This window comes from Megasphaera sp. UBA4382 (genome assembly GCF_002391155.1).
In the GTDB taxonomy this organism is placed as follows: Bacteria; Bacillota; Negativicutes; order Veillonellales; family Megasphaeraceae; genus Megasphaera; species Megasphaera hexanoica.
This window is the reverse complement of the sequence record NZ_DGRS01000080.1, coordinates 63,814-86,155: the sequence shown is the minus strand read 5'-3', so window position 1 is coordinate 86,155 and position 22,342 is coordinate 63,814. Positions and strand designations below refer to the sequence as shown.

The 22,342-nt window shown below is 49.8% G+C and carries 23 protein-coding genes and 5 tRNA genes; all 28 read right to left on the bottom strand.

Annotation, left to right across the window (positions count from 1 at the left end; translation table 11 throughout):
- Nucleotides 1-19 precede the first annotated feature (19 nt).
- Nucleotides 20-868 (bottom strand): ChbG/HpnK family deacetylase, encoded by an 849-nt coding sequence (locus B4H10_RS09750; RefSeq protein ID WP_059075571.1) that lies wholly within the window; start codon nt 866-868, stop codon nt 20-22.
- A gap of 107 nt (nt 869-975) precedes the next feature.
- The gene (gene larC, locus B4H10_RS09745) at nt 976-1,446 is read right to left on the bottom strand and encodes a nickel insertion protein (RefSeq protein WP_075581446.1); all 471 of its coding nucleotides are present in this window, start codon (nt 1,444-1,446) and stop codon (nt 976-978) included.
- A gap of 5 nt (nt 1,447-1,451) precedes the next feature.
- On the bottom strand, nt 1,452-2,213 hold the full coding sequence (larB, locus tag B4H10_RS09740; RefSeq protein WP_059075569.1) for a nickel pincer cofactor biosynthesis protein LarB: 762 nt from the start codon (nt 2,211-2,213) through the stop codon (nt 1,452-1,454).
- Nucleotides 2,214-2,219: 6 nt separating this feature from the next.
- A complete protein-coding gene (locus B4H10_RS09735; protein ID WP_059075568.1) occupies nt 2,220-3,029 on the bottom strand; it encodes a TrmH family RNA methyltransferase in 810 nt (269 codons plus the stop codon).
- 136 nt (nt 3,030-3,165) lie between these two features.
- A complete protein-coding gene (locus tag B4H10_RS09730) occupies nt 3,166-3,633 on the bottom strand; it encodes a hypothetical protein (protein ID WP_059075567.1) in 468 nt (155 codons plus the stop codon).
- Between the two features lie 11 nt (nt 3,634-3,644).
- The gene (gene coaD / locus B4H10_RS09725; RefSeq protein WP_059075566.1) at nt 3,645-4,136 is read right to left on the bottom strand and encodes a pantetheine-phosphate adenylyltransferase; all 492 of its coding nucleotides are present in this window, start codon (nt 4,134-4,136) and stop codon (nt 3,645-3,647) included.
- 2 nt (nt 4,137-4,138) lie between these two features.
- Nucleotides 4,139-4,693 carry a 16S rRNA (guanine(966)-N(2))-methyltransferase RsmD gene (gene rsmD / locus B4H10_RS09720; RefSeq protein ID WP_059075565.1) on the bottom strand — a complete coding sequence of 185 codons (555 nt, stop codon included), beginning with the start codon at nt 4,691-4,693 and terminating at the stop codon, nt 4,139-4,141.
- A gap of 76 nt (nt 4,694-4,769) precedes the next feature.
- A complete protein-coding gene (gene plsY, locus B4H10_RS09715) occupies nt 4,770-5,387 on the bottom strand; it encodes a glycerol-3-phosphate 1-O-acyltransferase PlsY (protein WP_059075564.1) in 618 nt (205 codons plus the stop codon).
- On the bottom strand, nt 5,384-6,715 hold the full coding sequence (der, locus tag B4H10_RS09710) for a ribosome biogenesis GTPase Der (RefSeq protein WP_059075563.1): 1,332 nt from the start codon (nt 6,713-6,715) through the stop codon (nt 5,384-5,386). The genes plsY and der overlap by 4 nt, the downstream gene beginning before the upstream one ends.
- Nucleotides 6,716-6,719: 4 nt before the next feature.
- Entirely contained in the window at nt 6,720-8,045 is a 1,326-nt protein-coding gene (locus B4H10_RS09705; RefSeq protein WP_292018741.1) for a DUF512 domain-containing protein, read from the bottom strand.
- A gap of 92 nt (nt 8,046-8,137) precedes the next feature.
- Complete coding sequence (locus B4H10_RS09700; RefSeq protein ID WP_075581450.1) at nt 8,138-10,123, bottom strand: bifunctional 4-hydroxy-3-methylbut-2-enyl diphosphate reductase/30S ribosomal protein S1; 1,986 nt, start codon at nt 10,121-10,123, stop codon at nt 8,138-8,140.
- Nucleotides 10,120-10,749 carry a lysophospholipid acyltransferase family protein gene (locus B4H10_RS09695; RefSeq protein ID WP_075581451.1) on the bottom strand — a complete coding sequence of 210 codons (630 nt, stop codon included), beginning with the start codon at nt 10,747-10,749 and terminating at the stop codon, nt 10,120-10,122. Before B4H10_RS09695 ends, B4H10_RS09700 begins: the two co-directional genes overlap by 4 nt.
- Before the next feature lie 12 nt (nt 10,750-10,761).
- Complete coding sequence (gene cmk, locus B4H10_RS09690) at nt 10,762-11,430, bottom strand: (d)CMP kinase (protein WP_059075559.1); 669 nt, start codon at nt 11,428-11,430, stop codon at nt 10,762-10,764.
- Complete coding sequence (locus B4H10_RS09685) at nt 11,427-12,671, bottom strand: NAD(P)/FAD-dependent oxidoreductase (RefSeq protein ID WP_292018740.1); 1,245 nt, start codon at nt 12,669-12,671, stop codon at nt 11,427-11,429. Before B4H10_RS09685 ends, cmk begins: the two co-directional genes overlap by 4 nt.
- Nucleotides 12,672-12,684: 13 nt before the next feature.
- Nucleotides 12,685-13,404: a pseudouridine synthase gene (locus tag B4H10_RS09680; RefSeq protein ID WP_075581453.1), complete on the bottom strand. Its 720-nt coding sequence runs from the start codon at nt 13,402-13,404 to the stop codon at nt 12,685-12,687.
- Nucleotides 13,373-14,017 carry an SMC-Scp complex subunit ScpB gene (gene scpB, locus B4H10_RS09675; RefSeq protein ID WP_083237050.1) on the bottom strand — a complete coding sequence of 215 codons (645 nt, stop codon included), beginning with the start codon at nt 14,015-14,017 and terminating at the stop codon, nt 13,373-13,375. The genes B4H10_RS09680 and scpB overlap by 32 nt, the downstream gene beginning before the upstream one ends.
- Entirely contained in the window at nt 13,971-14,717 is a 747-nt protein-coding gene (locus B4H10_RS09670; RefSeq protein WP_236699619.1) for a segregation and condensation protein A, read from the bottom strand. Before B4H10_RS09670 ends, scpB begins: the two co-directional genes overlap by 47 nt.
- Nucleotides 14,718-14,832: 115 nt before the next feature.
- Nucleotides 14,833-14,921 (bottom strand) — tRNA-Leu (locus B4H10_RS09665).
- 20 nt (nt 14,922-14,941) lie between these two features.
- Nucleotides 14,942-15,015 (bottom strand) — tRNA-Cys (locus tag B4H10_RS09660).
- A gap of 6 nt (nt 15,016-15,021) precedes the next feature.
- Nucleotides 15,022-15,096, bottom strand: a tRNA-Gly gene (locus B4H10_RS09655).
- A 7-nt stretch (nt 15,097-15,103) separates the two neighbouring features.
- A tRNA-Phe gene (locus tag B4H10_RS09650) sits at nt 15,104-15,179 on the bottom strand.
- A gap of 5 nt (nt 15,180-15,184) precedes the next feature.
- Nucleotides 15,185-15,261 (bottom strand) — tRNA-Asp (locus B4H10_RS09645).
- A 149-nt stretch (nt 15,262-15,410) separates the two neighbouring features.
- The gene (rny, locus tag B4H10_RS09640; protein ID WP_113855099.1) at nt 15,411-16,946 is read right to left on the bottom strand and encodes a ribonuclease Y; all 1,536 of its coding nucleotides are present in this window, start codon (nt 16,944-16,946) and stop codon (nt 15,411-15,413) included.
- Between the two features lie 231 nt (nt 16,947-17,177).
- Nucleotides 17,178-17,597, bottom strand: a complete 420-nt coding sequence (locus tag B4H10_RS09635; RefSeq protein WP_059075555.1) for a regulatory protein RecX — start codon at nt 17,595-17,597, stop codon at nt 17,178-17,180.
- Nucleotides 17,598-17,599: 2 nt separating this feature from the next.
- Complete coding sequence (recA, locus tag B4H10_RS09630) at nt 17,600-18,679, bottom strand: recombinase RecA (RefSeq protein ID WP_075581456.1); 1,080 nt, start codon at nt 18,677-18,679, stop codon at nt 17,600-17,602.
- Nucleotides 18,680-18,682: 3 nt separating this feature from the next.
- Nucleotides 18,683-19,942 carry a competence/damage-inducible protein A gene (locus tag B4H10_RS09625; RefSeq protein WP_059075553.1) on the bottom strand — a complete coding sequence of 420 codons (1,260 nt, stop codon included), beginning with the start codon at nt 19,940-19,942 and terminating at the stop codon, nt 18,683-18,685.
- A 12-nt stretch (nt 19,943-19,954) separates the two neighbouring features.
- The gene (rimO, locus tag B4H10_RS09620) at nt 19,955-21,289 is read right to left on the bottom strand and encodes a 30S ribosomal protein S12 methylthiotransferase RimO (protein WP_150824975.1); all 1,335 of its coding nucleotides are present in this window, start codon (nt 21,287-21,289) and stop codon (nt 19,955-19,957) included.
- A 5-nt stretch (nt 21,290-21,294) separates the two neighbouring features.
- On the bottom strand, nt 21,295-22,341 hold the full coding sequence (locus tag B4H10_RS09615; protein ID WP_075581457.1) for an ABC transporter substrate-binding protein: 1,047 nt from the start codon (nt 22,339-22,341) through the stop codon (nt 21,295-21,297).
- Between the last annotated feature and the right edge of the window lies 1 nt (nt 22,342).

The following is a 22,342-nucleotide window of genomic DNA, read 5'->3' as shown; positions in this document are numbered from 1 at the left end:
CACTCCCTGTTCCGGTAGATTACGGCAGATTGCCGTAATGGATGAGTTCAATATGACGTTCTTCAATGAGCTTACGGATGCCCGGTGAAACAATAGCAGCCAATTCATCCTGCCAATGATATCCCCAATGGAATATCTGGCTCAAAACAGCCGTATGGCAGCCGGGATGCATCATCACTTCATGCACGCCAAAAGGCATCTGGCCAATGATATACCGCAGATTCGTTTCATTCATATTTCCGCCATCAGCCATGCCCCAGAAATAATCCGGCATGGTAAATCCGAGATTGCGCGCATCGCGACGGGCCTTCCTCGAAAAAAAAGTCAGCCCATCCCGGCCCAGGGCACGGACCGGATTTGCTGTCCACAACTTGAAGAAATACGATTCGTCAGGGATACGCAGCCGGTGAAGCCCATATTTTTTCATCAGGGCCTGTACGATCACCCAGACCTGGGGTAATACGTGCAGGTGCTGGTGGCTGTCCACATGGGTAATAGTAAGTCCCTGAGACATGATTTTTTCCATCTGCGCATCCAGTTCACGATACAGCTCCTGATATTGAATCTGGCCAGTATATATCCGTTTCATAAATTCGCCATAACTATCGGGGAATAGCCCCCGCCCATCGACAAGACTTGGGACTTCCTGCGGTGATAAAACCGGTGACAGGCCTCCGACCAGACAGAGGTGGATACCAATTCCCAGGCCCGGCCTTTTTTTTGCAACCGTTACGGCTTCAGGAAAAGCCGGACCGGATGCCAGAAGGGATGTGCTCCTCAGGATACCTGTATCAAAGCCTATGGCTACAGCTCGGTTCACTTCCTGATGGATGCCGAAATCATCTGCATTGATAATTAATCTATTCATAATCAGAATCGCCTTTTTTGAACTCATTCATTATTATACACGGACAATTGTTTATTTGCAAGAGACAACTTGTTTTTCTCTGAGAGACGCTTCAGGAAACGAACAGTTCAGTCTGCCAGCTCTTCATACTTTTTCCCGCCGTAACGCTGCCAGGCGGCTTCCAGAACACGGCGCTGCCACTCTTTCAGCGGAATACCTGTCTTTACGGCTGCAGCCCGGCAATCATCGTATTCTGCAGAAATATTGGTCACTATATCACCGGACCAGCAGATTTTACAATGAATCGTTTCGCCTGACACCGTCACCGTCTGTATAGACCGCCTGCAGGCGATGCGGCTGACAGGAAAGTAGCGGACACCTACAGAAGTCGTTTCTTTAAAAATAAGATCGGCTGCCTTTTCCAGGAGTTCTTCCCGGCATAACACGCAGAGCATGGACGCCATCCGGCATTTTTTCATGAGCATCGGCATGGCCCACACATCATTGACGCCCAGGTCCAGAAGACGGCGGAAAATGTATTCCATATTCTGGGGATTCATGTCGTCTATATTTGCTTCCATCTGCCATAGCGTTTCCATACGTGTCACCTCATCCGGTTCAATATATCTGCCAGACGGCCGGCACCGAACCCGTTATCGATATTGACGACAGAGACACCGGCTGCACAACTGTTGAGCATGGCCAGCAGAGCAGACAGTCCATGGAAATTGGCACCGTAACCGATACTGGTCGGTACGGCTATGACGGGCTGGCTCACCAGACCGCCGACGACGCTGGCCAGAGCACCTTCCATACCGGCGACAACGATGACCACGTTGGCTTTGCGTATGTCATCCGCCCGGCTGAGCAGACGGTGAATACCGGCGACTCCCACGTCGTAAATGCGCATGACTTTATTTCCCATGATTTCAGCCGTAAGAGCGGCTTCTTCTGAAACAGGGATATCACTCGTACCGGCAGTTACAACAGCAATGGTCCTGTCGCCATTGACGATGGTCGTGTCCTTGCGCTGATAAACCATGCGTGCCAGGTCATCATACTGTACATCGGGAAAATCGGGGAGCAGCCGTTCATACACTTCTTTAGACGCCCGCGTGCCAATGATGTTATCATACTTCTTCATTAAGAGTGTTAAAATCGTGACGGACTGTTCTACAGTCTTTCCGGCACAATATACGACTTCCGGAAAACCGCACCGTTCCTGACGCGCCAGATCGATATGGGCAAACCCAAGATCTGCCGTCTGCGCTGTATGAGAACTGTCTTTTTCCGCCAGGGCGGCCTGTGCTGCTTCTAGCGAGAGTGTTCCCTTTTTATACTCTTCCAAAATACTGGTTATATCCATACGGCATTACTCCTTAAATCCATTGATTTCCCATGCTTTATACAGGATGATGCCTGCCGAGAGCGATAGGTTGAGTGATTCGGTATCCTGTTTCATCGGTATCGTAATCAGGGCATCACATTGCTGCTGCAACTCGTGGGACAGGCCATTTCCTTCATTTCCAAAAGCTAAAATAACTGGTTTGTCGTACGGCGCATCGGTATACCGCACCGTTCCCATAGGGGCTGTCCCCAACAGGAGGCGTCCACTTTTCTTACGAAAGGCCATCAGGTCGTCCAGGGTGACGTGCTGTATGACCGGGACCTTGAATATAGCACCCATGGCACTGCGGATTGCCTTGTCATTGTACACATCGACACTGTCCTCGCTCAAAAGGACGGCAGCCCCATTGCTGGCCGCGGCCGTACGCAGAATCGTACCCAGATTACCCGGATCCTGGATATCTTCCAGATAGAGGACGGGCCGGTCAGCCTTCAGTGTATCCAGCGCCTGGAGCGTATATGGAAAAAGCGGCAGCATAGCCGCCATTCCCTGTGGATTTCCCGTATCTTTTATTTTATCATACACGCTGTCAGTTACATGAAAAAATGTCCATCCCAATGTTTCGCCCCGGGACAGGAATGTATCAAATCCTTCATGATGCATTCCCTTTTCTGTAACAAAGCAGATGCCATCCATGACACCTACCTGGATGGCGTCTGACAATAAGCGGAATCCCTCTGCCAAAAACCGGCTTTGTTCCTGCCGTCCTTTTTTCTTTTTAAGTGAATGGGCCATCCTGACCCACTGGTTCTCCCGTGAAGTTATTTCTTTCATCGTCTTCTCCCTGCATCCTGATAAATACAATCCACAGTCCGGGCCCGCCGGCCCTCTTATGTCTTAACGCAAAAAGAGACTGTCGTACAAAGTATTTCTCTTCGTATGACCGTCTCTTGTAGTCTGACTTACGGCATTACTGTTTACTATTATCCTGACGATTGGACTGAAGAAGGCTTTCCCGGTTCTGGCGGATACTGGTCAGCGTCTTTTCCAATGTCGATTCTACATACTTCAGTACGTCGCCGGCATACGTAATAGAACTGCTCTTGAGTTCATCAGAGGACTTCGTAGCACTCATGACAATCTGATTGGCATGTTCCTGCGCCTGCCGTACCAGTTCGCTTTCTTCCGTCAGTTTGGCAATGTAATCTTTGGCCTGGGCAACCATGCTGTCAGCATGACGCTGGGCATCGGCAATAATTTTATCCTTTTCAGCGAGAACTTTTTTTGATTCATCTAATTCCGCCGGCATGGATGCTTTCAAATCATCGATAATCTGGAGAAGTTCTTCCTCTTCGATCATCTTTTTGTTCGTAAAGGGCATCTTTGACGCATTCAGTACTAAACTTTCCAAATCTTCCAACAACTTATCAGAGTTCATGTTGTCCACCCCTATACCTTATATTTATCTTTAAATTTAGTTTTCAAGCGTTGTTCTACATAATCCGGCACCATGCCGTCCAGCTTGCCTCCAAAGCAGGCCAGTTCCCGGATTCCCGTAGAACTTACATACGAATATTTTGTATTGGCCATGATGAATACCGTTTCAATAGCCGGTTCGATCTGTTTCATGAGAAGAGCCCGCTGAAACTCATATTCAAAATCACTGAGTGCCCGGAGCCCGCGGATGATAATCGTAGCCCCATGAGACATGGCATATTCATTGAGCAGGCCTTCAGCACTGGCCACTTCAATATTCGGAATATGTTTAGTCGTTTCCCGCAGCATTTCTTCCCGTTCAGCCATCGTAAAGACAGGCTGTTTCGTCGGATTGCTGAAGACGGCAACAATCAGCTTGTCAACCAGTTTGCTGCCTCGTTCAAATATATCGATATGTCCGTTCGTCACGGGATCAAAACTGCCCGGACAGATTCCGATACGCACAATTATTCCCCTTCCTGACGGCGGCAGATAAAGCTGACGCGCGTTTCTTTTCCATAGGATTTTTCTCTGATAATGCTATACAACGGGTTCTCCGATATATCTTCATGACGGCTGTGCTCCATGATGACCAGGCCGTCAGCAGCCAGCAGCTGATATTGAAAGATAAAAGAAATTGTATCATTCACCAGATTTTTATCGTACGGCGGGTCGGCAAAAATATACTGGAACGTCCGTCCGCGCAACCGCGCCAGCGCACGCCCCATCTCCATACGCAGTACCTCATATTTCCCAGAAAAGCCGCACATCGCTGCGTTTTCCTGAATAAGGCGCTGGGTATAATGATCGATAAACACACAATGGGCAGCACCGCGGCTGAGGGCTTCCAGCCCGAGAGCGCCTGTTCCGGCAAAAATATCCAGTACGGATGCTCCTTCCAGGCCGTAATTAGTCAGAATATTAAACAAACTTTCCCGCGTACTGTCCAGTGTAGGCCGGGTCAGCATACCCTTGGGAGATTTCAATTGTCTGCCTCTGGCGCTTCCGCCTATGATTCTCACATCATCACCTGCTCGTACATGTTAATTATACACGTTTTTCCTTACATATCAAATATAAATCCTGAAACCGGAACAGTTATTTTTTGTGTATCCGTTCTACTTTCAATTCATTGCCATGAAGCAACCGCACGATATTGGCGCGGTGCCTGATAATGACAAACGCAGCTGCCAGAATACCGAATACTACGATTTCCAAAGGTTCATGGAACAAGTACATCGTCACCGGCACCAAAATCGCTGCTACAATAGAACCGAGAGAAACAATCCGCGAAAAAGCGACGACAATACACCAGACAGCAAAGACGATAAGTGTTTCCCACGGTGCCAGATAAAGAATGACTCCCAGGCCGGTGGCCACGCCTTTCCCTCCTTTGAATTTCATGAACAAAGAGCAAGAATGGCCCAGAATAGCCAGAAGGCCGCCGCCGATCATACATAATTCTATCTGATCCGGTGCCAGGAGGATTCCCGCCTGCTGGCCAAGCCAGACGCCGAGAATCCCTTTCGCCGTATCGAGGATAAGAACTGCCAGGCCGCCGGCTTTTCCCAGTACACGATAGGCATTGGTCGCGCCTGTATTATGACTTCCTTCAGTGCGGATATCGGTATGATAAAAGACATTGCCAATGACCAGGCCGCTCGGGAAGGAACCAGCGGCATAGGCCAGGAACAGACAGAGTATACCTTCTATCACGCGTCTTCATCTCCCTTTTTACCTCGCAGGATAAGACGGATAGGAGTTCCTTCAAAACCAAATGTTTCCCGCAGTTTGTTTTCCAGGAAACGGGTATAGGAAAAATGAATAAGCTGGGGATCATTAACGAATAAGACGAACGTAGGCGGTTCCACCGAAGCCTGGGTCATATAGTAAATCTTTAAGGGACGTCCGTTTTTAGCCGGTGCCGGATTAGTAAGCTGCGCGTCTTCGATGAGTTCATTGAGGACACTCGTCGAAACACGCATATGCTGCTGTTCCGATACGTACTGTACCAGATCGGCCAGACGGTTAACGCGCTGTTTGGTAAGGGCCGAAGCATATAGAATCGGGGCATACTGCATGAAGGCCAGTTCCCGGCGGATATCATCGGTATATTTCAGGCTGGTCTTGCTGTCTTTGGTCACCAGATCCCATTTGTTGACGACAATGATGCAGCCCTTGCCGGCTTCATGGATGTAACCGGCTATTTTCTTATCCTGCTCGGTTACGCCTTCTACGCCATCCAGTACGAGGACAGCTATATCGGAACGATCAACAGCCCGCAGTGCCCGTACCACACTATACCGTTCCACGGGCAGGTCGATTTTTCCCTTGCGCCGCATCCCTGCCGTATCGATGAGGATAAATTCATTTCCATTATAGGTCCAGTGTGTATCAATGGAATCGCGGGTCGTGCCGGGAATATTGCTGACGATGACCCGGTCCTGTCCCAACAGGGCATTGGTCAGGGAAGATTTTCCTACGTTCGGGCGGCCTACCAGTGCTACATGAATTGCATCTTCACTTTCTTCGTCAACAGGTACTTTTTTGATATATTTCAGCACTTCATCGAGAAGGTCACCGAGGTTCATGAGATTGACCGCAGAAATGCCGATAGGATCGCCCAACCCCAGATTATAAAATTCGTAAATGTTGATTTCCTGCTCTACACTATCGATTTTATTGACAGCCAGGATTACCGGCTTGCCACAGGAACGGAGAATATGGGCGATTTCCTCGTCCTGAGGCTGGATTCCCGTCTTTCCATCTACTACATAAATGATGACATCGGCTTCACGAATGGCAAGTTCAGCCTGATAGCGCATACTCGTAAAAAAGTGATTGTCCTGATCGACAAATTCAATGCCGCCCGTGTCAATCATGGTAAATTCCTGGCCCAGCCATTCAGCATCAAAATAAATGCGGTCTCTGGTGACGCCGGGGATGTCTTCGACAATGGAAATCCGTTTCTTTACGACGGCGTTGAACAGTGTCGATTTACCGACATTCGGCCGGCCTACAACGGCAACTAATGGTTTATACATAATTCTACTCCTTATTCTCCTGCCAATGATATAAAAGCTGCTTCAGTTCCGGCGCAAATTCACTGACGCCGACAGGTACGCCGGCCCGGGTTTCAAATTCACTAAGTGTCATATCGTCGAGAAAGATGTTTTCACCCTTGCGCAATGCCGTGCCGGGAATAATCAGGCCATCCCAGTCACCGGCCAGCTGCTGCCAGGCATGAAGCATATCCTGGGCTGTGAGGAGACCAGCCACATTAATCTGCCTGCCAAAATAGTGATTTTCTACGGGGACAACATTTACCTCCAGATTGGCAACCTGTACTTCCTGTACGAGCTGGCTGATAAAAGGAGCTGCCAGCGTGCCGGTCAGAAGAGCCAGCCGTTTCGGCTTGTCATAGGCCGTACGGACCTTGCCATCCCAGCTATGCCATTGTTGTTCAAACAGACGCAGCATCCCGATGCCATCTTCAATCTGTTCGTAGTTATCATAATACGCATTGTCCGGCAGCGGCATTCCGGCTTTCAGATAAAATTCGTCAGCCAGATAGACAAAGCTTCCCCTGCCTTCCCGGCGGCTGCGCTCTGTAAAAGGCCGGGAACGGTTTATAATGTCACGGGCTAGTTCCGGCGTAACCGGATTCAGAGGCATGCATTCAGAACGGAATTTCGTCATTCCCAGTGGCACGACAGCTATTCCCAGTACGTTAGGCCGGAGCGATTCCAGATCCCGTACGGTGCGGCTGAATTCTTCGCCATCATTATATCCCGGCACGAGGACGATCTGGCAGTACATATCAATGTCATGCCGCACCAGATTGCGGAGATGATCCATAATATCCTCTGTCCGTTCCTGCCGCATCATGCGCCGGCGGAGCATGCCATTCGTCGTGTGGACGGAAATATGGAGCGGTGACAGATGGTACTGGGTAATTCTCCGGAGATCTTCTTCAGACAGGTTAGATAAGGTAATGAAACTTCCCGTCAGGAAAGACATACGATAGTCGTCATCCTTGACATACAAAGATGGGCGCATCCCCTGGGGCATCTGCGCAATAAAGCAGAATATGCAATTGTTCCAGCACTGGCGTATATGGTCAAAAACGGCATTTTCCATAGTAATGCCCACGTCTTCGCCAAACCGCTTCTGAAAATAGCAGTCCCGCAGGCTGTCGCCGTTTTGTACGACCAGATGCACTTTTTCGTCAGCAAGGGCAAAATTCAGATCGATCAGGTCCTCTACAGGCTGGCCATTGACCGAAACGATAGTATCACCAGCTTTCAGACCTTCTTTCTGAGCCCGGCTGCCCTCCTGCACACTGGCTATGACTGCATGTAACGTATCCGACATATGTATATCCTTTCCTGAAACACCTTATGATCCATTCCTGTCCAAAAAAAAGGATAACCGGTACACGCCGGCTATCCTTTTTCCAGGAATACTTATTTATCTTCTACAGCGTCGCCAATTGTGGCCGATTCTTCCTGCTGATTTGCTGTTTCGAGATAATTGCGGACTTCCCGTTCTTCGTCATCTTTCTGCAGAGCGAGTACGCTGAGAGAAATCTTCTTCTTATCTGTATCAATACCGATGATCTTGACATTTAAAATATCGCCAATATTCAAAAGGTCTTTTACAGAAGCACCGCGTTTTTCCGTCAGTTCGGAAACGTGGAGGAGCCCCTGCAATTCCGGATCGATAGCGAGGATAGCACCGAAAGGCAGCAGCTTTTTGACTTCGCCCTTGACGACATCGCCAACTTCGAATTTTTCGATAGCGGCAATCCAGGGGTTCTTCTGCAGTGCTTTCAGGGACAGGGAAATACGATCGCGTTCTTTATCGAATTTCTGTACGAGGACCTGCAGTTTATCACCCTGTTTGAGTACGGCATCAACGGAGCTGATCCGTTTCCAGGAAATATCAGAAATGTGAAGCAGTCCTTCTACGCCACCGAGATCGATGAACGCACCATAAGGCATAATCTTGACGACCGTTCCTTCAAGGACAGCGCCTTCTTCAATGTGTTTCAGGGCTTCTTCGCGTTTTGCTTCCCGTTCTGCTTCAAGAACAGCTTTACGGGACAGGACAAGGCGGTTTTTATGTTCGTCAATATCGATGACTTTTACCTGGAATGTCTGGCCTACGAGATAGTCCAGCGATTTGACAAAGCGGATATCGCCCTGGGACAGGGGGATGAACCCGCGCAGAGATTTGATGGATACGACGAGGCCGGCTTTATTCGTTTCTTTACCGGTACATTCGACGAGCTGGTCATTTTCGAATGCTTCGCGTACTTCTTTCCAGTCTTCAACTTTCTTCATCTTGACGAGGGAAACGACAATCGCACCTTCTTCTTTGATGTTGTTGGCGATTTCAACAGTCAGTTCATCACCGACTTTGACAAAATCACTAGCTTTTTCCGGTGCCGGTACAGCCATTTCCTTTTTCGGCAGGATTGCTTCTGCTTTCGTGCCGATGGAAACATAGGCAGCATCATCGTTCACAGAAATAACCGTGCCTTTTACTACGTCGCCTTTCTTTGGATTTTCTTCATAATCATACTTGTCCAACAATTCTTCACTCATTACTTCTGTGGCTTCTGCTTGCAAATTTTCCATAATATTAACAACCTCCTGTATTATCCAATCCGGCGTGGAAGCGCCGGCTGTAATGCCTATATTTTTCATACCTTTGAACCAGGCCGTATCTAATTCAGCTGCTGTTTCAATATGGTATGTCGGGCAACCCTGTTCTCTGCACACCTGTGCAAGGCGACCGGTATTGGCACTGTTTTTCCCGCCAATCACGATCATCGCATCCATTTTCCCTGCCAGATCAATCGCCGCCTGCTGCCGCTGCTGCGTCGCCGTACATATTGTCATGTACACCGTAAGGTCCGGAATTTTATCTGCCAGTATCTGTTCAATGCGTTTAAATTGCTCCTGGGAAAAGGTCGTCTGTACGACCACCCCGGCCTGCTCCATAGGGGGCAGAGCCCGGGCCATTTCTTCCCTATCTAATATAATAGCACGATTTGCCCCCCATTGTGAAATACTAATTACTTCTGGATGGGCTTTTTCGCCAATAATTATAAGATTTTTTTCTTTTTCGATGATTTTTTTCGCATCCTGCTGTGCTTTTTTCACATGAGGACACGTCGCATCGACAACGTTGAGTCTTTTTTTCTCCGCTTCCCGGTACACATCAGGACCGACTCCATGGGAACGGATGAGAATCGTGTCTCCTTCCCGAAGTGATTCCAGAGAATCTACCGGTGATACTCCCCGTTCAGCCAGCCGGGCTACTACCTGGGGATTATGGATAATCGGCCCCAGTGTGTGAGTGCCGCTGGCGGCGGAAGACGCCATTTCTACGGCCCGGCGGACACCATAGCAGAAGCCGCAGGCATCAGCTACATATACATTCATGACATATTTTCTCCTCCGTGCTGATTGATGAGGTCCAGAATCCGGCTCCGGATATCTTCTGAAAACTCATGGATGATGTCCCGTTCTTTTTCTTTATCCTGCCGGCTTATAACGGGCGGCAGGACCGGATCACCGAATACGACCCGCACCGGCCCCATCTTGTGTGGAAGATGGCGGGAATTAATGATGGCCGTCGGCAGGACCGGGACTTGGGCGCGGATAGCAATGGCAGCCATGCCTTCATGGAATTTTCCCAGTTTTCCCTGGTCGCGGCTCGTTCCTTCCGGAAAGATACCCAATACCTCACCTTGCTTCAATACCCGCAGTGCTTCTATCAGCGCTTTGCGGTCCACACGGCCCCGGTGAACGGGAAAAGTACCGACATACCTCAGGAACCAGCCCATGAACGGATTATGAAATAGCTCTTCCTTCGCCATAAAGTGAATCAGATGATGGCGCATCGCCGTCCCTACCAGAGGCGGGTCAAAATAACTGGCATGGTTCGATGCCACAATAAATGCGCCCTTTTCCGGGATATGACCTTCTCCCACGACCTGCATTCCCAGCCAGGTATAGGTGACCAGATTAAAGAGAAATCGGATAATAGCATAGAAAAAATTTTTCATCGCTCCGCTTCCTTACTGTTTTTCTTCAATCATACGGCAGATACAGTCTGCCGTTTCTTCCAGTGTAAGGTCACTGTTATCTACCAGCACGGCATCATCAGCCCGTTTCAGGGGGCTGACAGCCCGGTGTGAATCCATATCGTCGCGAGCAGCAATGCTGGCTTCAATGGCTTCCAGTGTTTCCGTACTGCCTTTTTCCTTTAACTCCAGAAACCGCCGTCTGGCCCGCGCCGTAACCGACGCCGTCAGATAAATTTTGAGATCGGCCCGGGGCAGGACTACTGTGCCAATATCGCGGCCGTCTAAAATGACACCTCCGCCTTTTGCCATATCTCTCTGCAATTGTACCAGTTTTGTACGCACCACTGCAAGGGCTGCTACCTGTGAAACATGAGACGATATAAAAGGCGTGCGGATTTCTTCCGTTATGTCCTGTCCGTCTGCATATACGCGGCATACCTCTTCACCCGGTTCCAGACGGATCTGTATGGAGCCGGTCAGCTGCTGCACTGCTTTTTCATCTCGTATATTGATATGCCGTTCCAGCATGGCCCAGGTAAAAGCGCGATACATGGCTCCGGTATCAATATACAGATAGTGTAACCTATTTGCTACCATTTTCGCAACACTGCTTTTTCCTGCACCGGCCGGCCCGTCGATAGCAACCGTAATTTTTCTCATTGATCAGCTTCCTCCTCTGCTGCAGAACAGCCGGCCACATACCCCGTCGAAAAGGCTGCCTGCAAGTTATATCCTCCCGTAAAAGCGTCGATGTCAATCACTTCACCGGCGAAATAAAGACCCTGGACTTTTTTAGATTCCATCGTTCCAGGATTAATTTCCCGTACAGATACGCCGCCGGCCGTCACAATGGCTTCTTCAATGGGGCGGGTACCTGTCAGAGTCAGAGAAAAGGCCTGGAGCACTGTCGCCAGGTCCTGGCGCTGGGTACGGGTAATCTGATTGATCAATGTCTGTTCCGGAATTTCTGCCTGTTCGAGCACATATGGGATGAGGCGTCGTGGCAGGAGATCCTGCAGACCATTACCAGCCTGCTTGCGCAGATACTTCTGAAAATCCCGCTGGATCCGGGAGTCAAGTGTTTCCGCTGTCAGGGCCGGCTTCAGGTTAATGCGCAGCTGCATGGGGAATTCCCATTTCGGTTTGTGCGCCGCCTGGCTGCTCAGCATGAGGATGACCGGCCCGGAAACGCCCGTATGGGTAAACAGCATTTCACCAAACTGGCTCGCCAGCTTTTTCCCATGTTTCCATAACGAAACATCGACATTCCGCAGAGACAATCCCGCAAGATCCCTTACCCACGTTTCTTCTGTCGTAAACGGAATCAGGGACGGCTTTAAGGGAGTTACGGTATGTCCCAGTTTTTTGGCAAAGTGGAATCCATCGCCGCTGGAACCGGTAACGGGATACGAAAGACCGCCTGTCGTAATGATACAGGCATCCGCCATATAACTTCCCTGTTCTGTCCGGACGGAAAAGCCCCCGTCCGTATGGTTCACAGTCAGTACACCTTCATTCAGGTGAAGTTCCACATGCTGTTTCTGCAGGCGATGATACAGGAGTTTACGCACTTCAATAGCGCTGTCGGAACGGGGGAAGACACGGCCGCCCCTTTCTTCTTTCGTAGTCAGCCCCCATTGATGCACACACCGGAGGAGGTCTTCATTACTGAAAGCACGGTAGGCACTGAAAAGAAATTTCCCATGTCCTGGCGTCCGGGCAATGAAATCTGTCATAGGCGCCGTATTCGTCAGATTGCAGCGGCCCTTGCCAGTAATCCCCATCTTTTTTCCTACAATATCATTTTTTTCAAAAAGCTGCACCCCGGCCCCTCTGGAAGAGGCCGCCAAGGCAGCAAAGATACCTGCTGCGCCTGCACCGACAACTATAACCTGTTTCATCGCTATTAACACCTTATTTATACTTGTATAATTCCTTTATTTCCTCTGCTGTAAGAGACCGGTAAGATCCCCGCTTGACCCCGCTCAATGTCAGGAACGCATACTGGACACGCCGGAGATTATGTACTTTAAAGCCAAAGTGTTCAAACATACGGCGTACCTGACGGTTCCGGCCTTCATGAATAGTAATTTCCACATTCGTGATGCCCGTATGATTATCGTATCCATTATAGCAGACGATAGCCGGTGCTGTCATGCCATCTTCTAATTCCACACCATCAGCCAGCTGCTGGAGTACCGTATCGGCGATATGCCCTTTAATTTTCACTTCATACGTCTTATCGACGAGCTTGCTGGGGTGCATGAGGATATTAGCCAGTTCCCCGTCATTTGTCATGAGCAGCAGCCCTTCTGTATTCTGGTCCAGACGGCCTACGGGATAAATCCGTTCGGTAATCTTCTTGAAATAATCCATGACGGTTTCGCGGCCCTGGTCATCATGGGCAGTCGTAATGACTCCTTTGGGCTTGTTGAACAGATAATACAATTTCTTTTCTGCTTCCAACCGTTTTCCATCTACCAGTATAATATCGGTTTCAGGGTCTGCCTTCGTTCCCAGTTCCCGGACGATAACGCCATTGACCCGCACGCGGCCATCGAGAATCATCTGTTCCGATGCCCGCCGCGAGGCGACGCCACAGTTACTCATTACTTTTTGTAAGCGTTCCTTCATGTTCTGCCTCCGTAGATACGTTCTCTTTCACTGTCTCTATTGTCTCCCCATCTGTTTCCTGATCCTGCAATAATTCTTTCGGTACCTGCCGGGCCAGATCAGACAGGGAATCCATGCCGATGCATTCCAGAAAATAAGCGCTGGTACCGTATATAATAGGCCGTCCCGGCGTATCTTTCCGCCCCAGATCACGGATCAGCCCCTGTTGCAGCAGTGACGCTACCAGGCGTTCTGAGGAAACGCCCCGTATTTTTTCAATATCAGCCCGGGTCACAGGCTGCCTGAAGGCAACGATTGCCAGCACTTCCAGCGCCATAGGAGATAATTCGGTTGTCGTCTTATGGACCCACTGCAATTCATCATGCAGTTCCGGACGTGTAACCAGCTGATATCCGCCAGCCACCTGGATGAGAGTCAGGCCGCGTTTTTCATCCCGCAGAATAGCTGCCAGCGTACGAGCAGTCTGCTCTGCCTTGTCTTTGCCCCAGCCGGTATGGGCACACAAATCCGGCAGGCTCAATGGCTGGCCACTGAGAAACAGCAGCGCTTCCAGCACCGCCGTCGGTTCATGATGCTCCATGCGGGATATATCGCAGGGATGCTGCATTTCCATCCTCTCCTTCTGACAGCGTACAGCACCGGCCGATTTTCAGCAATTCCAACACAGCTAAAAAGACAACAATCAGTTCCGTCCGCGTACGGCAGCTCTGAAAAATCCGCCGCACAGGGACAGGCCGCAGTGCCTGGTGCAGTACATATTCTACGCGCTGCATACATTCGCTGACACTGTATATTTCCTGCTGCAAATGAATTTCCACCGTCTTTTTACCGGGAAGAGCCTCATAGACCGCCTGAAAAGCTGCATAGAGTGCTTTTTTATCAATATGGCCGGAAAACTGTTTCTCGAACGGCATCGGTGTCCGCTCCCGGCTTTCCATCAGTTGTCTCTTATCCCATAAATCAGCTACGACAGAAGCAATCTGCTTCATCCGTTTATATTCTACCAGCTGCCGGATGAGGACTTCCTGCGGATCTTCTTCCTCTTCTTCCCGTCTAGGCGGTTTAGGAAGCAGGAGCCGGGATTTTATCTGCAACAGCGTAGCTGCCATGACAAAAAATTTGCTGGCATAATTGACATCGAATGTATCGATCTGCCGGACATATTCATTGAACTGGTCCGTAATCGTGACGATGGGGATATTATAAATATCGACCTTGTTTTTTTCAATCAAATACAGCAGCAGGTCCAGAGGACCTTCAAAATCCGATACTTTGTATCGATATTCTTCCATAAATACCGCCAATCCCGTCATGAAAGAACACTCATAAAGCATAATTACAAAAAAGGCTTGGATTTACATCCAAACCTTTAAGTTGCCAGAGCCATCAGCCGAAACCCATTATGCTCAGTGCAATGTGTTGTTTAAATGGTGCCGGGGACCGGAATCGAACCGGTACGGATATTTCTATCCGACGGATTTTAAGTCCGTTGCGTCTGCCAGTTCCGCCACCTCGGCATGACGTAAAAAGAAAATTATGGAGGCGGCACCCAGAATCGAACTGGGGATGAAGGTTTTGCAGACCTCTGCCTTACCGCTTGGCTATGCCGCCATAATATGGAGCGGAAAACGAGACTCGAACTCGCGACCCCCACCTTGGCAAGGTGATGCTCTACCACTGAGCTACTTCCGCTTATAATTGGTGCTCAGGGACGGAATTGAACCGCCGACACGGGGATTTTCAGTCCCCTGCTCTACCGACTGAGCTACCTGAGCAAATATGGCGACCTCGATCGGATTTGAACCGACGATCTTCGCCGTGACAGGGCGACATGTTAAACCGCTACACCACGAGGCCGTTTCATATATCCAAGGCTTAGTGCCTCGAACGAAAACAATTATACCATGTGCATTGTGGTTTGGCAAGTCTTTTTTCAAAAAACTTTTTAAATCAGTCCGTTTCTAAAAAAATACCCCCGCCGGCAGCGGCGGGGGCTGTATTTCCTCTTATTTTGCATAATCAATCATCCGGGTTTCCCGGATGACTACCACTTTAATCTGTCCCGGATATTCCAGTTCTGCTTCAATACGTTTCACAATGTTGTGAACGAGGAGCACACAATCGGCTTCATCCAGTTTTTCAGGCTTGACCATTACGCGGATTTCGCGGCCAGCCTGTATAGCAAAGCAATCTTCTACTCCATCGAAGGATTCGGCAATCTCTTCGAGTTTTGTGAGGCGCTTCAGATAATTTTCCAGTGTTTCCCGTCTTGCTCCCGGCCGTGCCGCCGAAACAGCATCAGCTGCCGAAACGAGGACGGCTTCTACGCTCTTCGGTTCTTCATCACCATGATGCGATGCAATGCAGTTGACTACCAGTTTTGATTCGCCATATTTCTTGGCAACTTCTGTGCCGATAGACACATGAGTTCCTTCCATTTCATGATCCAGCGCCTTGCCAATATCATGAATAAGGCCTGCCCGCTTAGCGAGGTTTTCATCGACGCCCAGTTCAGCTGCCATAACACCTGCCAACTGGGACACTTCAATGGAATGGCGCAGGACATTCTGTCCATAACTCGTACGGTACCGGAGACGGCCCAGTATTTTAACCAGTTCCGGATGCAGCCCATGTACACCCGTTTCATACGTCGCCTGTTCACCGGCTTCCCGTATTTTCTGGTTGACCTCTTTACGGGCTTTTTCTACCATTTCTTCTATCCGTGCCGGATGAATACGCCCATCAGCAATCAGCTTTTCCAGTGCAATGCGGGCTACTTCACGACGAATAGGATCAAAACAAGATAAGATAACGGCTTCCGGCGTATCGTCAATGATCAGGTCCACACCGGTCAGCGTTTCAATAGCCCGGATATTGCGGCCTTCACGGCCAATGATGCGGCCTTTCATTTCATCATTCGGCAGTGCTACGACAGAGACGGTCGTTTCGGCTACATGGTCAGCAGCGCAGCGCTGAATAGCTGTAGAAATGATTTCGCGGGCTTTTCCTTCCGCTTCTTCCTTAGCTTGTTCTTCCAGGCTTTTGATGAGCATCGCCGTTTCATGCTTAACTTCCGTTTTTACGTTGTTCAGCAAGAGTTCCTTGGCTTCATCATAGGTAAGGCTGGAAATACGTTCCAGTTCTTCCATCTGCTGGCTGTGCAGCAACTCAATCTTTTCCTGTGTCCTGGTGATTTCTTCTTCTTTGCGCTGCAAAGCTTCATCGCGTTTTTCCATGGAATCGGATTTCTTATCCAGATGTTCTTCCTTCTGCAACAGGCGTCGTTCCATGCGCTGCAATTCATTTCTGCGTTCCTTATTTTCCCGTTCCGCATCACTGCGCAGCTTATGGACCTCTTCCTTTCCTTCGAGGACCAATTCCTTTTTCCGTGATTCTGCATTCTGCCGTGCCGTAGAGATAATGCGTTCCGCTTCTACTTCCGCCTTGCCAATTTTGCCTTCGGCAATTTTCATGCGGTAAAAATAGCCCGTCCCGACACCAATGATTCCACAAGCTACGGCTGCAGCAATGATAGCTAACATATTCAGTTTTCACCCCCTTTTCACCATAAAAAGCCGAACATGCGTCCGGCTTTTTATATGTGTAATTATTTCATTTACATCATTTTCAAAAAACCTGCAATTATGCAAAATATATGACCAGTATAGAAAACCGGCTCTTATAATTGTAAATTTTTTTTATACTGATGTCAAGGTAAACTCATAGACCATATGAATAATTTATACGCCAGCCAATAGCATAATGACCACGTTTTACCAGCCAAAGCCACTGAGGATTTCCCTGATGACAGAGGGAGAAAAACCACGGTACTGAAGAAACCGGGCAATCTTGCGCGGCTCTGTTCCTTCTTTGAAACGCCGGGATACCAGTTGTTCCGCCACGGTCATTTCATCGACGCAGGGTGTGTTCTCCGGCACTGGCAGCTGCCGCTTCTGCAACCGGCTGACAATGTAGCGGTGGCCGTATTGTCCTTTACGGGCATAGTAAGCATACACGGCCTCTGCCAGGCGCTGGTCGTCCACAAAATGTTCCTGCCGCAGTGTCTCCAGAACGTCGTCAATGACTTCATTTCCCGTGCCACGGACCTGCAGTTTGCGGCGCAGTTCGCCTTCACTGAGAAAACGGATATTCAGCAGCCGCAGTGCCCTGGCATAGGCTTCATTATAATCCATTATCAGGCTTCTCCGGAAGGTTCTGCCAGGCTTTCAGCCGCGCCGGCTTCTTCTGCTTCATGGACTTCTTCGACGACAGCATCGAATTTTTCTGGTTCTGCCGCCAGTGTATCGCGGATGATATGTTCCACTTCGTCGGCGATTTCAGGATGATCTTTCAAGAACAGTTTGACATTTTCCTTCCCCTGTCCCAGTCGTTCGCCCTTGTAGGAATACCAGGTCCCGCTTTTTTCGATAATGTCCATTGATGTCCCCAGGTCGAGGATAGTCCCTTCCCGGGAAATCCCCGTCCCGTACATAATATCGAATTCACAGTTGCGGAATGGCGGCGCCACCTTATTTTTGACGACTTTTACCCGTGCACGGTTGCCAATGACTTCACCGCCCTGCTTGATGGCTTCCCCCTTGCGGATTTCCATGCGGATAGAAGCATAGAATTTGAGTGCCCGGCCGCCGGTCGTCGTTTCAGGATTGCCAAACATGACGCCGACTTTTTCACGGAGCTGGTTAATGAAAATAACGATAGCCTTGGATTTTGAAATAATACCCGTCAATTTACGCAGGGCCTGGCTCATGAGGCGCGCCTGAAGGCCCACGTGGGAATCGCCCATTTCTCCTTCAATTTCGGCTTTAGGTACCAGGGCTGCGACAGAGTCCACGACGATAATATCGACGGCACCGCTGCGTACGAGTTCTTCCGTGATTTCCAGGGCCTGTTCCCCGTTATCCGGCTGGGAAACGAGCAGATTGGCCGTATCGACGCCAAGATGACGGGCATATACCGGATCGAGCGCATGTTCCGCATCGATAAACGCGGCAATGCCGCCTCCTTTTTGTGCCGAGGCAATGGCATGGAGAGCCAGCGTCGTTTTCCCGGAAGATTCCGGTCCATAAATTTCGATGACCCTGCCGCGGGGATATCCTCCGACACCGACAGCCAGATCGACGGCAAGGGACCCCGATGAAATTACTTCGATATTCATTTTGTCCGCTATGTCGCCAAGGCGCATGATAGCTCCTTTGCCAAAATCTTTTTCAATTTTGCGCATAGCATTTTCCAGTGCTGTTTGTTTTTCTTCCATAGTCTACTCCTGTTCTGTATGTTCCAAAAGATATTGAACGGCATAATAGACAGCCCGTGTCGCGGCACGGCGCTTTACTTCTGTCCGGTCGCCGGGATAGATATCCTTATGGGTTACGGTCCCCCGCGGACCGGAAATCCCCGTATAGACCAGGCCAACAGGTTTTTCTCTGCTGCCGCCGGATGGACCGGCAATTCCCGTCGTGCTGATGGCCAGATCCGAACCATATAACCGGCGGCTGCCATCGGCCATTTCAGCAGCCGTCTGGGAGCTGACTTCCGTATAGGCAGCCAGCGTATCCGCCGATACACCGAGAATGTGTTCCTTCATGGCATTGCAATACGTGCCAGCCGACCCAAGAAAATAAGCCGAGCTGCCGGCGACGTCGGTGATAAGGGATCCTACAAGGCCTCCCGTACAGGACTCTGCCGCGCTGACCGTCATTTTTTTTTCTTTCAGGATCCGTCCCAGAAGGGCTGCCATCGTTTCCTGATTATAGGTTACAGCGGCCCGGTGGAGCCGTTTCTGCAATTCCTGCCGAACGGGTTCCATCAATGCCCGCGCTTCTTCTTCCGTCTGTGCCCTGGCCGTTATCCGTACTTCCACAAAACCGGGCCGTGCATACATGGCCAGTGTCGGATTGGACTGCCCTTTAATAAGATCCATCAGCTTGTCTTCAATAAAGGCCTCTCCCATATCATATATTTTCATATACAATGACTCGATGTGTCCCTGGGAACCGAATGTCCGGATCAGATACGGCTTCAGGCGGTGTTCGTACATCCAGCGCATTTCCAGCGGCGGCCCAGGAAGATGGACCAGCAGTTTTTCTCCTTTTTTCAGGGCCGTTCCCGGAGCTGTTCCGGCACCATTGGAAAAAACGACAGCGCCTTCCGGTATCATAGCCTGCCGTTTCTGATTTTCCGTCAACTCCCGGTCCGGGTGATGAGCCGTAACCCACTCCCCGATAGCTTCCGCAATTTCTTCATGATACACGAGGGGGACCCCCATTACCCTGGCACCGATGATTTTTGTCATATCGCCCTGTGTCGGGCCAAGACCGCCTGTCGTTATAACGATATCAGCCCGTTGCAGAGCCGTGCGCAGTACCCCTTCCATGCGTTCCGGATTATCACCGACTGTCGTATGATATATGACAGAATACCCAAGAGCATTCAGTTCCCGCGAAAGGTAGCGGGAATTTTCATTGACGATTTCACCCAGGAGAAGTTCCGAGCCCGTCGTCACCACTTCGACAAACATAGTGTCACCTCATCATTCAGCCCGTTCGGCTACCAAATCGTAGGCAAATCCCTGGGAAATCCGCACGGGAATCATATCTCCCGGCTGTACGCCTTCGGCGTTTTCCAGATACGTCAGACCATCTACATCGGGAGCCTGAATTTCAATACGCCCCACAGCCTGACAGATTCCCTGTTCCTCTTCCACCCGTTCGACGAGCATCGTATGAAGGGAACCTTCCAGTTCCTGATTGCGATGTTCCGACACTTTTGCCTGGATAGCCATGAGCTGATGATAACGTTCCTCTTTGACTTCTTCAGGAATCTGATTATCCATCCGGGCTGCCGGCGTCCCGTCTTCACGGCTGTAGGTAAAGACGCCTACATCATCGAATTCCGTTTCTCTGACGAAATCGCAAAGCTGGCGGAACTCTTCTTCTGTTTCACCGGGAAAACCTACAATGAACGTGGACCGCAATGTCAGTTTACGGCCATGACTGCATAACTTTTTCATGAGACGGCGCACATCTTCTTCCGAATCGCGGCGGTTCATGCGTTCCAGCACAGACTGGGAAATATGCTGCAGCGGCAGATCGACATACGGGCAGATTTTATCTTCCTTGACGATCAGTTCCATCAGTTCGTCTGTAAAGTAATGCGGATAGAGATAAAACAGGCGAATCCAGCGGATGCCATCTATTTTTACAAGGCGGCGCAACAGTTCCGGCAGCAGGGAATGACCGGCCAGATCGACGCCATAACTAGTCGTATCCTGTGCAATGAGATTGATTTCTTTCACTCCGTCATCAGCCAGCTGCCGGACTTCTGCCACGACCGAATCGACAGGACGGCTGTATAAGCGTCCCCGGACATGGGGAATGATGCAGAAGGAACAACCGTTATTGCAGCCTTCCCCGATCTTGACGTAAGCACTGTAAGATGGCGTCGTACGCAGCCGGCTCGTATTCTGATTATACAAATGGCTGACATTATCCATGAAACAGGCTTTTCTTCCTTTTTTGACAGTATCGATGGCATCCCAGATCCGGTCCCATGACCCCGTTCCCAGCAGGGCATCGATTTCAGGCATTTCCTTCATCAGTTCTTCTTTATACTGCTGGCTGAGACAGCCTGTTACAATCAGTATCTGACAACGGCCTTCTGTCTTATATCTGGCTGCCTGGAGAATCGTATCAATTGATTCCTGCTTTGCTTTTTCAATAAACGTGCACGTATTTACGATGATGATATCCGCCTCTTCAAGGTCATCGGTGATTTCCATATGGCGGTCCCGCAAAATGCCCAGCATCACTTCTGTATCAATGAGATTTTTTGAACAACCCAGACTGACAAATCCTATTTTTTCCATGTAACTTATGGTTCCTTTCCAAATCGAATAGTTTTAATCCACCAATCCTGTACATTTTTCCGTCCCTGATCCGTATACAATTTGCGGACAGGGAAAAGCACAGGATACCGGTTGCGTCCATCTAATTCTTTCGGCAGCACATCGCTAGCTGTCGTCAAAAACAGTGTATTCTGATGCAGCAGTGCCAGGGCGCTCCGCGACAGCAGCCAGTCGGCAAAGACGGGAGCCAGTTCCGTATCGGTACACCATTTCGTCGTTCCCCTGCCGTACAGCCAGTAGGATGTCCCATTCTGGGGATACAGCATGACAACCGGCGCTTTATCCCGCAGGAACTGACGGACAGTCATAGCACTGGCAACACCCATATCGGCTTCACCGGCAGCAACGCGGCGCACGATGGGAGACATCGTCTTGGCATACGATGCAATATGAGGCTGCAGAGCCTTAAAGTACCGGCTGGCTTCTGCTGTCCCTGCAATTTCTACATACGAACAGAGAAAGTCTCCTGCCATATCCGTCGCTGCCAAATCGGGAAAAGCCAGGACCATATTCGGATCAGTCAGCAGATCATCCCAGGTTTCCAGTTCACTGCCACGGCGTTCGTAATATGCCTTGCTCACGACGAAAACCATAGGATCATACCAGGCACCTGTCCAATATCCATCTGCATCTTTAAACGAATAGGGAACGCTTTCCGTAGCCAGTGACGCATAGGGAACGAATATCGAGGCCTGTTGCAAATCCTTCAATACCGGTTCGGAAGCAATGACCATGTCCGGCCCGGCATCAGACGCTGCATCGTCAGCCAGCGACTGCAGTTCACTATCGGTACGCGTTTCAATCTGTACGCGCAGTCCCGTATCTCTGTAAAACTTCCTGGCCAGAGCACTGTTGACGTCGGCCGGCATATCGGAATACACGACAAGATGCCGTTCGGCCCGGTATGCATCCTGTGCTTTCTCTTCCTGTTGTTTTTCCAGTAATATATTGCTGAATCCGAGCACAGCCAGTACAAACAGTACAATAGCCAGTGTCGGTACATATTTTTTCATG

Excerpts from the sequence above, each read along its gene's own strand:
- larC (WP_075581446.1), bottom strand. The coding sequence starts at position 1,446 with ATGGAAACGCTATGGCAGATGGAAGCAAATATAGACGACATGAATCCC.
- B4H10_RS09635 (WP_059075555.1), bottom strand. The coding sequence starts at position 17,597 with ATGGATTATAATGAAGCCTATGCCAGGGCACTGCGGCTGCTGAATATC.
- B4H10_RS09680 (WP_075581453.1), bottom strand. The coding sequence starts at position 13,404 with ATGAAGGAACGCTTACAAAAAGTAATGAGTAACTGTGGCGTCGCCTCG.
- larB (WP_059075569.1), bottom strand. The coding sequence starts at position 2,213 with ATGGATATAACCAGTATTTTGGAAGAGTATAAAAAGGGAACACTCTCG.
- B4H10_RS09700 (WP_075581450.1), bottom strand. The coding sequence starts at position 10,123 with ATGAATGTATATGTAGCTGATGCCTGCGGCTTCTGCTATGGTGTCCGC.
- der (WP_059075563.1), bottom strand. The coding sequence starts at position 6,715 with ATGTATAAACCATTAGTTGCCGTTGTAGGCCGGCCGAATGTCGGTAAA.
- B4H10_RS09730 (WP_059075567.1), bottom strand. The coding sequence starts at position 3,633 with ATGAACTCTGATAAGTTGTTGGAAGATTTGGAAAGTTTAGTACTGAAT.
- scpB (WP_083237050.1), bottom strand. The coding sequence starts at position 14,017 with ATGGAAATGCAGCATCCCTGCGATATATCCCGCATGGAGCATCATGAA.
- B4H10_RS09625 (WP_059075553.1), bottom strand. The coding sequence starts at position 19,942 with ATGTTTGTCGAAGTGGTGACGACGGGCTCGGAACTTCTCCTGGGTGAA.
- B4H10_RS09695 (WP_075581451.1), bottom strand. The coding sequence starts at position 10,749 with ATGAAAAATTTTTTCTATGCTATTATCCGATTTCTCTTTAATCTGGTC.
- B4H10_RS09735 (WP_059075568.1), bottom strand. The coding sequence starts at position 3,029 with ATGAAAGAAATAACTTCACGGGAGAACCAGTGGGTCAGGATGGCCCAT.
- recA (WP_075581456.1), bottom strand. The coding sequence starts at position 18,679 with ATGGAAGAAAAACAAACAGCACTGGAAAATGCTATGCGCAAAATTGAA.
- B4H10_RS09705 (WP_292018741.1), bottom strand. The coding sequence starts at position 8,045 with ATGTCGGATACGTTACATGCAGTCATAGCCAGTGTGCAGGAGGGCAGC.
- rny (WP_113855099.1), bottom strand. The coding sequence starts at position 16,946 with ATGTTAGCTATCATTGCTGCAGCCGTAGCTTGTGGAATCATTGGTGTC.
- rimO (WP_150824975.1), bottom strand. The coding sequence starts at position 21,289 with ATGGAAAAAATAGGATTTGTCAGTCTGGGTTGTTCAAAAAATCTCATT.
- B4H10_RS09750 (WP_059075571.1), bottom strand. The coding sequence starts at position 868 with ATGAATAGATTAATTATCAATGCAGATGATTTCGGCATCCATCAGGAA.
- cmk (WP_059075559.1), bottom strand. The coding sequence starts at position 11,430 with ATGAGAAAAATTACGGTTGCTATCGACGGGCCGGCCGGTGCAGGAAAA.
- B4H10_RS09615 (WP_075581457.1), bottom strand. The coding sequence starts at position 22,341 with ATGAAAAAATATGTACCGACACTGGCTATTGTACTGTTTGTACTGGCT.
- B4H10_RS09685 (WP_292018740.1), bottom strand. The coding sequence starts at position 12,671 with ATGAAACAGGTTATAGTTGTCGGTGCAGGCGCAGCAGGTATCTTTGCT.
- B4H10_RS09670 (WP_236699619.1), bottom strand. The coding sequence starts at position 14,717 with ATGACGGGATTGGCGGTATTTATGGAAGAATATCGATACAAAGTATCG.